At 46.6% G+C, this 12,183-nt stretch carries 11 protein-coding genes; 3 read left to right on the plus strand and 8 right to left on the minus strand.

Going from position 1 to position 12,183, the window contains the following annotated elements; translation table 11 throughout:
* Positions 1-185 precede the first annotated feature (185 nt).
* Entirely contained in the window at positions 186-1,121 is a 936-nt protein-coding gene (gene cysK / locus MJ770_RS05440) for a cysteine synthase A (RefSeq protein ID WP_239250592.1), read from the plus strand.
* Positions 1,122-1,401: 280 nt separating this feature from the next.
* On the opposite strand, the gene MJ770_RS15395 is transcribed toward cysK, so the two are convergent.
* Together MJ770_RS15395 and MJ770_RS05445 are read right to left on the minus strand one after the other, a co-directional pair.
* Positions 1,402-1,536 (minus strand): hypothetical protein, encoded by a 135-nt coding sequence (locus MJ770_RS15395; protein WP_256448800.1) that lies wholly within the window; start codon positions 1,534-1,536, stop codon positions 1,402-1,404.
* 199 nt (positions 1,537-1,735) lie between these two features.
* The gene (locus tag MJ770_RS05445; protein ID WP_239250593.1) at positions 1,736-2,542 is read right to left on the minus strand and encodes an outer membrane protein assembly factor BamD; all 807 of its coding nucleotides are present in this window, start codon (positions 2,540-2,542) and stop codon (positions 1,736-1,738) included.
* Between MJ770_RS05445 and rluD the strand changes: the two genes are divergently transcribed.
* Entirely contained in the window at positions 2,541-3,557 is a 1,017-nt protein-coding gene (gene rluD, locus MJ770_RS05450) for a 23S rRNA pseudouridine(1911/1915/1917) synthase RluD (RefSeq protein ID WP_239250594.1), read from the plus strand. The genes MJ770_RS05445 and rluD overlap by 2 nt on opposite strands.
* Complete coding sequence (gene pgeF / locus MJ770_RS05455) at positions 3,544-4,281, plus strand: peptidoglycan editing factor PgeF (protein ID WP_239250595.1); 738 nt, start codon at positions 3,544-3,546, stop codon at positions 4,279-4,281. The genes rluD and pgeF overlap by 14 nt, the downstream gene beginning before the upstream one ends.
* Before the next feature lie 167 nt (positions 4,282-4,448).
* Here pgeF and MJ770_RS05460 read toward each other — a convergent pair whose 3' ends face one another.
* The 6 genes from MJ770_RS05460 to MJ770_RS05485 form a co-directional block, all read right to left on the minus strand.
* Positions 4,449-6,377, minus strand: coding sequence for a chemotaxis protein CheA (locus MJ770_RS05460; protein ID WP_239250596.1), 1,929 nt, complete (start codon positions 6,375-6,377; stop codon positions 4,449-4,451).
* A gap of 1 nt (position 6,378) precedes the next feature.
* Positions 6,379-7,140 carry a protein phosphatase CheZ gene (gene cheZ, locus MJ770_RS05465; protein ID WP_239250597.1) on the minus strand — a complete coding sequence of 254 codons (762 nt, stop codon included), beginning with the start codon at positions 7,138-7,140 and terminating at the stop codon, positions 6,379-6,381.
* A gap of 8 nt (positions 7,141-7,148) precedes the next feature.
* The gene (gene cheY / locus MJ770_RS05470; protein WP_239250603.1) at positions 7,149-7,523 is read right to left on the minus strand and encodes a chemotaxis response regulator CheY; all 375 of its coding nucleotides are present in this window, start codon (positions 7,521-7,523) and stop codon (positions 7,149-7,151) included.
* Positions 7,524-7,872: 349 nt separating this feature from the next.
* Positions 7,873-8,736 carry a chemotaxis protein gene (locus tag MJ770_RS05475; RefSeq protein ID WP_445083128.1) on the minus strand — a complete coding sequence of 288 codons (864 nt, stop codon included), beginning with the start codon at positions 8,734-8,736 and terminating at the stop codon, positions 7,873-7,875.
* Positions 8,737-8,851: 115 nt separating this feature from the next.
* Positions 8,852-9,808 (minus strand): chemotaxis protein, encoded by a 957-nt coding sequence (locus MJ770_RS05480; RefSeq protein WP_239250599.1) that lies wholly within the window; start codon positions 9,806-9,808, stop codon positions 8,852-8,854.
* Between the two features lie 131 nt (positions 9,809-9,939).
* Positions 9,940-11,925, minus strand: coding sequence for a methyl-accepting chemotaxis protein (locus MJ770_RS05485; RefSeq protein WP_239250600.1), 1,986 nt, complete (start codon positions 11,923-11,925; stop codon positions 9,940-9,942).
* Positions 11,926-12,183: the final 258 nt, after the last annotated feature.

A 12,183-nucleotide genomic window follows, 5' to 3' on the forward strand; every position in this document is an offset into this window, starting at 1 on the left:
TCTGAAAAAGCTGAACTAGCTTTGGCCGCATTCATAAAGTACAGGTCGAAAGGTTTAAATCTATTGGTTTTTAGAGGTGTCCAAGGTATTATTTGGCCAACGTGGCACACGTACTAATCATGTTTTGTATGCTGCAATATGAATAGAAAAGAGGGAGTACAGATGAAGGAAAAGAGGGAGTACAGATGAAGATTGCAAAAAATGTTCTAGAGCTGATAGGCAACACACCGTTAGTACAATTAAACCGCGTGACCCAAGGCATAGATGCCACTATCCTCGCCAAGTTGGAGTACTTTAACCCCGCGCTCAGCGTCAAAGATCGTATTGCCGCGTCAATGATCGAAGCTGCTGAACGAGAAGACATGATCAAACCAGACACCATTATTCTAGAAGCAACATCTGGAAATACCGGCATCGGCCTTGCTATGGTTTGCGCAGCTCGCGGTTATAAGTGCACTTTCGTTATGCCGGAAGACATGAGTCGTGAGCGCCGTCTTTTGATGAAAGCCTATGGTGCAGAACTCATTCTAACTCCAAGCGCAGGCGGCATGCCCGGGGCAATGAAGAAAGCAAAAGAAATGGCTTTAGCCGACTCTCGCTACCTAAACTTGCAACAATTCTCAAATCGTGCCAATCCTGGCATCCATCGAGCTACCACTGCCGAAGAAATTATACGCGACACGGACGGTCTGATTGATATCTTTGTTGCTGGTGTAGGTACTGGGGGCACTATCACTGGTGTGGGTGAAGCATTGAGAGAAATATATGCGGTTGTGCAAGTCATTGCCGTGGAACCCGATGCCTCGCACGTACTTACTGGTGGTAAGCTTGCCCCGCACGCCATTCAAGGTATTGGGCCAGGTTTTATACCTGAAGTTCTCAACAGCAACATATTCCATGAAGCAGTACGTGTTACAGATGAAGATGCACTCAATATGGCACGGCGTCTGGCAAAGGAAGAAGGTCTGCTGGTCGGAATTTCCTCAGGTGCAGCTGTTTGGGCAGCTATTGAAGTTGCCAAGCGTCCGTTAAATGCTGGCAAGATGATCGTAGTGATGATTCCATCGTTTGGTGAACGTTATTTGTCCACTCAATTATTTTCTGATCTGGATGTGGATTAACCAGCTGTAGTGCAGGATGCTGTTCACTGAAAAGTGGTTGTCAATAATGGACAACCCCTCGAATGGGGCTTTAAATCTGCCTGATTTACTACTGTTGCTGCGAACGGTCAGTCACGATTTATTTACCTTAATATTTAAATCGAGCCTGACTCTCAATAGAGCTTTGACAAAAAAAAATTTAAATCATTAAGATATATACACTACGCTGAGGGCCGGGTCGATCCGGTCCAACATGCGGAAAATGCGCTCGACAAAGGTGTGAACAACACCCAGTCAAACATTATTGACTGGCTAGCTTGGTTGCCAAATATAACGTTCCCCAGAAATATTGCATATCGTCATAGAAGCCACCGACGTCTACCACGAATAAAGTGCCATGTTGCTGGTAGATGTTGATGTGACGGTTCATCAGCATCAATTCGACTCAGGTTAATCTTTGTACGTGGGGTAAAAAGACCGATAACGTGGACAACTTTGTGCTGACTCGTTATGGCACATTGACAACCCAAAGTTGAATGCCTCCTCAGGAGGTGCGGCTATAGTAAGCAATTATTAGCGCGCCATGAAGCCATACTCTACGATCCATCTCGAGCATCAACTATGAATTCTATGCATTATTTCCAAAAATGCCACCATGATTTTTTATTCTCAGAGGGTTGCTTGACTACTGACCTATCACCATTCTTTGCAAAATTTTTGTCTAGCACGCGTCGCGAATCGTCGCTCAAACTTTTCAGTCCCATCGCATCATAAGCCTGCACCATGATTCGCAGTGCGTCGCGTGTAGCCGGAGCATGCGGGTACTCAATGAGTACGCCATTTGCACGGTTGACAGCGGCCACATAGGCTCCACGGCGTAAATAATAACTCGCAATTTGCGTTTCATGGCGCGCCAACGCATTAGATAAGTATTGCATGCGTAATTTTGAATCGGCTGCATATTTACTATTAGGAAAGCGGGTAACCAGATCTTCAAATGCATCATAAGCCTCGCGTGGCGCCTTAGGATTACGCTCTGACAAGTCCGGGTGGAACCCCTCACCAAACAGACCGAGATCATCATCAAAATTGACCAATCCTTTCAAGTAATAAGCATAATCCACGTGAGAACTTTTTGGATACTGCTTAATAAATCGTTCCACCGCAGAAAGCGCTGCTTCGGGTTCACTTTGCTTATAATATGCGTATGCAATTTCCATCTGAGCTTGCTGCGCATAACGGCCGTAAGGATATCGGGATTGCAATTTCTCAAATAGCTTTATGGCACCTGCATAATTGGCATCACTCATCTGCTCTGTAGCCTGTGCGTAGATTCTCTCGGCGGACTCTCCTTTCCCAGCAGCAGATTTTTCGTCCTTCGAAGAAAAAATACTGCACGCAGTCAGCATAAGAAGCAGAATTAAAGTTAAACTATTGCGCATGACAGAATCCAAAAAAATATTTTCCGATTATACCGCAAACCTTTCTGCACCTAGTCCGCTTACATTGAAGACTGCACCACTTTTGTTCAAAATTCCCGACGAATGCGCGGGGATGCGTCTTGATCAGGTTTTAGCAAAGTTGCTACCAGAATATTCACGCAGCCGTCTGCAAGACTGGATCGCGCATCAGCAAGTTAAACTCGACGGTGCGACAATCACTTCCAAACAAAAGGTGTGGGGAGGCGAAGCGGTAAAAGTCATTTTGCAATCGAACCCTGCAGAACAACCTTATCAAGCTGAAGATATTGAGCTAAGCATCTGCTACGAAGATGACAGCATACTCATCATCAACAAGCGGGCAGGACTGGTGGTGCATCCAGGCAGCGGGAATTGGAATGGCACGCTGCTTAACGCCTTGCTCCATCATGCACCTCAACTTTCAGAAATACCACGTGCCGGCATTGTGCACAGGCTGGATAAGGATACCAGTGGACTGCTGGTCGTTGCAAAAACACTTACCGCACAAACTTCACTTGTGCGTCAACTGCAGGCACGCAGCGTGCACCGCGACTACTATGCACTGGTATATGACGAAGTGGTACACGCCGGCACAATAAATGCTTCTATTGGCCGTCATCCTACGCTGCGCACCAAGATGGCAGTAGTGGAAGGTGGCAAACCCGCAATCACACATTACACCATAGCGGAGCGCTTCCCTGGCTGCACCTTGCTTCGCTGCAAACTAGAAACTGGACGCACCCATCAGATCCGTGTTCACCTTGCCTATGTTCGCCATCCACTGGTTGGAGACTGTGTATATCTCAAGGGAGCACAGAAATGCGCGCCACATTTGCGCCACACTTTGGCCGCTTTTCCACGCCAGGCATTGCACGCAACGCAACTCGGACTAGAACATCCGATAACGAATGAATGGTTGGAATGGCAAGCCCCAATGCCAGACGACATGACGCAGCTACTAAAAACTATCAGGAGTGCATCAAATGAACCTGCTTGAACATTGCATCATCCCTGACTGGCCTGCCCCAAAAAATGTCAAGGCACTACAAACCACGCGCAACGGCGGAATTAGTGTTGCTCCCTATGACAGCCTCAATCTCAGCAGCAATGTAGGTGATGCGCCTTTAGCCGTGGCACGCAATCGAATGTTGCTGGCACCAATACTGCCAAGCGAGCCAGTGTGGCTCAAGCAAGTGCATGGTGTAGTGGTAGCTAATGCTACACAGGCAGAATGTTGGCCTGAGGCTGACGCCTGCATATCTACTCAACCCGGCGCGGTATGTGTCGCAACGACAGCTGATTGCCTGCCAATACTACTATGCAATGATAAAGGTAGCGTAATCAGTGCAGTGCATGCAGGGTGGCGTGGATTGTGTGACGGTGTAATTGAACATACCGTGCGTGCCATGGACGTGCCTCCTAATACGCTCATGGCTTGGTTGGGACCAGCAATAGGTGCGCAAGCCTTCGAAGTGGGCGATGAAGTGCGTACGGAGTTCGTTGTCAAGGATCCACACGCCACTGCTGCCTTCGTATCTGACACGGCTGGAAAATGGCTCGCTAATATCTATCAACTTGCAGGTCTGCGCCTGAATGCATTGGGTGTTACGCGAGTATACGGGGGTGGCTTGTGTACCTATACAGACAGCGTAAATTTCTTCTCTTATCGGCGTGATAATATAACGGGGAGGATGGGATCATTTATCTGGCTTGATAAATGATCCCTATACTGTTAGCCCTATTAAAGCAGGACAAAAAAATTTATAACGTGGAGGATGTTCATAAATTTTAACGCTTTTTACAATACCTCAGCCGTCCAACAACATCCAAAGTATTGAATGGGTTCACCAGCTAGTTGGTTGACAATAAATAAGCCAAACGGGCGATACTAATTCGCAGCAACTTTTTGACTTAACTCGTAATCCCCTGCCTCGTTTACTAAGCTCGCAAACAATTCTTTGACATCCAAGATCAATACAATCTCCCCCTCGCTCGACATTGTTACGCCTGCTACACCCTTGGGCCGGAAAGTATCCAAAGACTTGATCACCACATCATCATGCCCGGCAAAGCCATCTGCAGAAAGTATAAAACTGTTTTTTTCGATCTGCATCAGCACACCCACTTCAGGTTTGACAGTCTGCTCCCAGCCAATCAAGCTGGCCAATGAAATCACTGGCAGAACTTCACCGCGCACTACCATGGTAGCTTTGCCTGCTATTTGTTGCAGATCACTCGGTGGAACCGATAAAATCTCACGCACCAATGATAGTGGCACGGCAAATGATTGATTGCAGAGGCGCAGCAGTAGCACTGGCAGGATAGCTAAAGTGAGTGGCAGTGAAATTCTGAATTCACTACCCTTACCCGGAACAGAGATGATACTGATAGTGCCACTCAGTTTTTCAATGTTGGTTTTCACCACATCCATGCCGACCCCGCGACCTGAGACACTAGAAATCTCTTCTTTAGTTGAAAATCCTGGAAGCAAAATTAAGCCCAAACTCTCTTCATCATCCAGACCACTTGCAGATTCCGCGCTGATCAATCCCTTGACGATAGCCTTGTTGCGGATCAGCTCGGGACGCATGCCTTTGCCATCATCGGTTATTCTTAGGATGATGTGATCTCCCTCCTGCTCAGCACTTAAATGCACTAAGCTTTTCACTGTCTTACCTGCTGCCACACGCTGTTCAGAATTCTCCACTCCATGATCCACCGCATTGCGAATCAAATGTACCAACGGATCGTTAAGATCCTCAATCATGGTTTTATCGATCTCGGTGTCTTCACCGGACAACACTAACTCAACATCCTTACCAAGTTGGCGTGCCAAATCGCGCGTCAAACGAGGATATTTGTTAAAAAGACGACCGATAGGTTGCATACGCGTCTTCATAACAGCATTTTGCAAGTTCACCACCAGCGTATCGAGCTGACTGACTGACTCGTCTAATGCAAGTAATGTGGCAGCATCAAATCGTCCTTGAAGAATATCAGTGCGTAGATGGGTCAATCGATTTTTAGTCAATCCAATTTCGCCGGAAAGATTAAGCACTTGATCCAAACGATCAGTATCAACACGAATTGTATTATCCTTGCCCGCCTCAATTTCGCGGCGTCCGGCAGCTGGTGCTTTATTGCCTGGAATATCGCTAGCACGGCGGCCAAATAAACGAGGCTCTGGCTGAGACGTTTCCACGCCACTTGCAGGCGGCAATGGTAACTGTAATGCGGCTGGCGATGGAGCAGCAGATGAAACTGCTCTCGTATCGAACCCCGCCTGAACTTGAACAGGTGAAGGACTCACCAAGGCCTGATACAAAGCTTCCCAATCTAGGCTAGCTTCTGCTGAAGGTAGAGAATTATCTGCCGCAGATTCAAGCGTAGCCACCTGTGGTACAAGAGTCGAAACTACAGCAACGTCATCATTCAAAGCCGCGTGCAATGTGGCAATCAGGTGTGAAGGGGCGGCGTCTGGCTGTCTGTTTTGTGCCAATGACTCAAACATCTGCTTGACCTCTCCCGTCGCTGCAAATATTGCGTCCATAAGCACGGCATCCAGCACCAATTCACCAGTACGCAGATTGTCAAACAAATTTTCTGTGAGATGACATAACGTGACCAATTCCGTTGCATTGAGAAATCCAGCGCCACCCTTGATGGTATGGAAACCACGGAAGATTATATTTAGCAGCTCACGATCATGCGGATGCTTTTCCAATTCAATCAGCTTACTGTCTACCTCAGACAACAGCTCAGATGCTTCCGTCAAAAAATCCTGCATTAACTCTTCCATGCCCGTAAAATCATTCATTTCAGAAGCCCATGCTTTCAAGCAAATCGTCAACTTGATTTTGATTGGATACCACATCAGTGCGCCCTGACGCATTCACCTGCGGACCATTTAGTAGTCCGGCATGCATATCCACGTTTGTGGCAGAGGGAACGCTCTCGACCAGCAACTCCACCAATTGTGTTTCCATTTGCTGCGTCACATCCACAATTTTTTTGATAATCTGCCCGGTCAAGTCCTGAAAATCTTGTGCCATCATGATTTCCGTCAGGTAGGAATTAGTAACCTTTGCCTGCTTGGGAACCTCAAGCAAAAAAGCATGAGTTTGCGTGGCCAAGCTTTTGAATTGCTCAATATCAAGCTGTTTGTCAAAAAGCATCTGCCATTCCTGTGCCAGGCGTTGGGAATCGACTTCAATTTTTTCCACGATGGGTTGTGCTGCTTCAGTGGCATTCAGCACCCGTTCAGCAGCATTTTGAGTCATGGTGACGACATAACTCAGACGGTCACGAGTATCCGGAATAAACGATGCTACTTTCTCAAGATCCTCTCCATAACCAAGTTCATGGAGAGTGTCATGAAATTTGCGTGTCATTTGCCCAAGCTTGTTTATTACTCTGTCCGATGGGTTACTGTCATCGCCACTTTGCCCCCCTCCCTCATTACCCGAAAGGGCTGTAGAATTACCAATTTTTTTCTCACTACCATCGCTCGCTGAGACAATGCTGTCAAACAACGCTTCCAAATCTTCTGCTTCTTTTTCTGCAACTGTTTTCTTAATCATGGCATCACTCACTTTTGCATAGTCAGGAAAATTTTTTTCAGTTTTTCATCTAACGTAGCTGCAGTAAACGGTTTGACAACATATCCGCTAGCACCTGCCTGTGCCGCCGCAATAATGTTTTCGCGCTTGGCCTCAGCGGTCACCATCAATACCGGCAAATGTTTCAGCTTTGAATCAGCGCGAATGGCTATGAGCAGATCAATGCCAGTCATATTTGGCATATTCCAATCTGTCACTACAAAATCAAAACTTTCACTGCTTAGTTTTTTCAACGCACCGACACCATCTTCCGCCTCTTGCACATTGACGAAACCAAGCTCCTTAAGCAAGTTACGCACAATACGCCGCATTGTAGAAAAATCGTCCACTACCAAAAATTTCATGTTTGCATCTACCACAATATACCTCCAGTTGCTTTTAGTTCTTATGAAAACGGTGGACAGATAGCGATGTAAAACCATTCACTGCGTAACATCTTTCTATCTTTTGCTCTTATTCTTCACCCGTTACTAGCCGCCAGTCGAACTTAAAGGAAATCGACTAAAAACTTAGCTGAGCGGGGACTATTTCGCCATTTTTTTGGGCAATAGCACAACTATTACCCTGAAAAAAAATCATCAAGGGGGTAAGCAAGCATTTTGACGCAAGGTAAAAGCTCGCAAAATAGTCCCGCGATCAGCTAAACTTTCGCTACGACTCTTTATGTCCGACTGGCTGCCAAGTTCAGATATATCAAGCCAGCAAAGGTCGCAATGTATTGCTCAGCATCGCTGCATCAAATTTGGGCACGTAATAATCCACACCAACCCGCTTCCCCATATCGCGGTTGGCATCAGACGACAACGACGAATGCATAACTACCGGAATTCCTTCGAAACGCTTGTCAGCTTTGATATGCTGAGTCAACACGTAGCCATCCATCACCGGCATTTCCGCATCAACGAGTACCACTTGAAGTTGTTCATGTAGACTCACACCACTGCTCTGTGCAATATCGGCCAGCCCTTTCAAGCGTTCCCATCCTTCCAACCCATTTTTTGCCTGCAGATTTTTGACACCCATCTTATCCAGCACTTCGGTTATTTTTTTACGTGCAACTGCCGAGTCATCCACGAAAAAAATACATAATTCATGGCCATTGTCGATCTTATCCACGCTACCCACCACATTTTCACCAAATGCGCTGGCAAGAACTTGTTCAACATCCAGTATCGAAACGAGCTTGCCATTCGGCAGCTCAGTGATCGCAGTGATCATGTCTTTGTTGCCTGAAAACAGGTCGTCAGCAGGGCGTACCTTATCCCAGTCAACTCGAATAATACGATCAACGTCATGCACTAAAAAACCAAGAATATGTCGGCTATATTCAGCCACCATCATAGTGCTTTGCGCGCTAGACGTTGGTCCATCAAGCCCTATGAATTTAGCCAAGGTCAGTACGGGAAGAATATGTCCACGTAGCGACACAATACCGTCCACACCAACTGGCATATTGGGAGTTTTGGTAATCGCCATCGCTCGGCACACCTCCTTCACCTTAAATACATTGATACCAAAGGTTTCTGGTGTGCCCAGCGAGAACAACAGTATCTCCATCTTATTAGAACCGGCGAGGCCAGCTCTGGCATCTACGGTATCAAATAAACCATCAACGCTCTGCGATGAAGATATGTTGTCTGCTAATTGTGATTGATATTCAGCAATGGACATGTCAGCCCTTTCCGTGTCTGGTCAGTAAGCGCGCGAGCACCTGCGATAGCTTCTGTGGTTCAAATTTAGGTATGTATTCATCCACCCCGACTGCCTTGCCAAGCTGCTGATTGGACTCGCTTGAAAGTGACGAATGCATTAACACTGGGATGTTTGCAAAGCGCTTGTCTTCCTTGATGAAGCGCGTAAGCATGTAACCGTCCATTTCCGGCATTTCTACGTCGGTGAGGATAACCTGCACCATATCACTCACGAGAATCCCCTCTGACTCTGCGTAACCTGCAATTTTTTGTAGTTCTTCCCACGCCTTACGGCCATTAATAGCAGAAAGATGATTCACCTGCATTGCATCTAACGCACTGACAATTTGCCTACGTGCCACTGCGGAATCATCAGCAAAAAACACCGTGCAACCAGGCACTCCTAAGGGCTTCACAGCCTTCAATGCCAGGTCATCATTCATATGTCCAGTTTCAGCCAACACTTTTTCCACATCCATCATCATCACCAACCGCCCATCGGCCAGCTCAGTGACTGCCGTAACCAAGCCACCCATTTGGGCATTAACCATTTCTGGAGGCACCCTCATAGAAGCCCAATCGAGACGCAGAATGGTATCCACTGACGCAACCAAAAAACCCTGAGTGTGGCCATTGTATTCAGTGACTATCATTATTTCTGGCTTATTATTAGTCTGCACCCCGGCATATTTCGCCAGGTCGATCACTGGCACCAGCGCCCCACGCAGACTTACCATGCCTTCCACGGAACCAGGCATTTCTGGCGCATGAGTAATGTCAGGTACACGCATCACCTCACGTACTTTAAAAACATTAATACCAAAGATTTCGCAGCGACTGGTACGATTATCCAAGCCAAGTGTGAACATTAAAATTTCCAACTTGTTGGCACCTGCCAGCTTAGTACGCCCATCTATATTTCTAAGCAATTCAGACATGACTAACCTCGTTACTGTAAGCCCCTTGATCCTTGATACTTCGTCATTTCGATTTTGCTCTCACCGTCAACGTAAGAGATACACAAACTGGACGATGTAGCGCAGAAACCTGCGGCATTATTTGTTGGTAATTACACCTTAAAGTTGGCCACAGCAGCTTCCATTTCACCAGCCAGTTTCTCCAGGCGTACTATGTCCTGTCCAACATGCTCGATCGCCGCGTAGTTCTCTTCAGCCATTTGCGCAATACTTTCAACGTGACGAGCAATTTCATGGCTACCCTTGCTTTGCTCTTCCACCGATGCCGCAATATTACTCACGCCACTACTAACATTAGTTACCGAAGTTCCCGCCTCGATCAACATACTAGAAACAGCGCCAATCTGATGCTGAGTAGATTTCAATGACTGTAAACCATGCTCAATGGCTTTTTCCACATTGCCGGACTGCACGTCTAGCGTGTTGGTCACCTTATCGATTTCACGGGCCGATTGCGCAGATTTTTCAGCCAATTTGCGAACTTCGTCAGCCACCACCGCAAAACCTCGCCCTTGCTCACCCGCACGCGCCGCTTCAATTGCTGCATTCAGTGCCAACAAATTGGTTTGATCCGCGATATCCTTAACCTGTTGAGTCATACTGGCTATTGTGCGAGTGCTTTGTACGAAATCACCCACCGATGCCGCAATCTGACTCACTGCTTTTTCAATGCTGGCGATTTCGAGAATCATCACTTCTGCGCTTTGGTTGCCTTGCTTGGTTTGTTGCAGGCTTTGCTCAGAAAGCTTATGCACATCTGCAGCGGTCGCTGCAACTTCCGCAATGCTTACAGTCAACTGTTCCACCGATGCAGCTGTGGACGCTGCTGCTTCATTCTGTGACTGCGAGCTTCGTGTAATTTGCTGAGAAGCTGTAGAAAGCTGAGTAGCACTCTGGCGAACCTGCTTGGAACTTTCAATAACATTATTAATAATTCCCTGCATACTGCCAATTAGCAGATTGAAAGTATGACCCGTCGCCGCAATTTCATTCTCGCCATCCACTACGATGCGGTGTGTGAGATCATTATCACTCTGGATGAGGGCAATGGTTTTTTGTAAGGAATGCAATTCACCAACGATACTTCTGACTATTAACATTCCAGCTGCCACGGTCACCAAGATGGCCATCAATCCAAATATTGCACTGGCGATGAAAGACGTGCGGGCACTAGCTGCAGAGTTAGCAGAAAGCTCTTGTATTCGCTCCGCAAGAAGATTTTCAATATCTTTCATGTCATTAATCATGGATGTAATGCTGACAAACCACTTCATTGGTTCAATATCAAACCCACCCACTTCCATTTTTTCTATCACTGTCTTGCGCATGGCGTTCACTGTATCCACAGACGTACTAGACATCTTGCTTTTGTAAAATACGCGAGCTTCATCAGTCGCGTAATTAATAAAAGTCTCCAGATGCGTCTGCTGTGCGGAAATTTGACTAATTAAAGCCTGATACTGTGCTGGTTCAATTTTGTTAGCTGTAAATACAGGCACCATCAGCGCGCGCTCTTGTCCGGAACGCTCCTTAGCGTACAGAAAAGCAAGATACGCCGTCATTTGTTTGGCAACTTGCAAATCACTGGCCTGCGCGGTAATCACCGGAATTACTTCAAGCATAGCGGTTATGGCCTTGGTGTAATAACCGGCGGCTTCTTCAGCAGAGATTCTGAACTGCGAGGCTGCGTCGCGGTTATCTCCAAGAACATCTAATTTGCCTATTGCTGCAGCCATCGTCGTACGGAGTGACGTGGGTATATTGGCCGTATCCATATGTGAATAACTGCTCTTGAGTAACACTAATTGTTGATCCGTGTCGGTGCGATACCCCGGCAGTCCATTGGCAAATTTTTCGCCATGGGACTTTACAAAACCAGCCGTAGCACCACGTTCAATTTGCAAATTATGCGTAGCGTTACCTATAGCAATAGCAACGTTCATCAATTCATCGGTTTGCGTCATACTTCTCCACTGTCCATAGCTTTGCAGAGCATTGATGGCCGAGAACAGTATCAGCCCGGTAAGCGGCAGGGTCAGCAACAGTATCAATTTTTTTGATATAGAAATATTTTTCATGATTTGCCACATGCCTTAATATAAAAAGTAACTAATTATTTAGTCAGCAACGATTAACTAGCAGGGTCAAGGGTGGCTAAGCCGCGCCAAGTGTGGTGCTCGCCCTTGATGCCGCCAGAAGTATCTATCAAAATTAAGAAGGCAGTGAGAACACCTGTTGTAATCCGTGTTTCACTTCGAACTTGAATCTGCCATTCGAATTATTTTTTAATTTCAACCTGAATCACTTAATTCTTAATTGCCTATGCTATCTAATGA

This window comes from Candidatus Nitrotoga sp. M5, assembly GCF_927904885.1.
Lineage (GTDB): Bacteria > Pseudomonadota > Gammaproteobacteria > Burkholderiales > Gallionellaceae > Nitrotoga.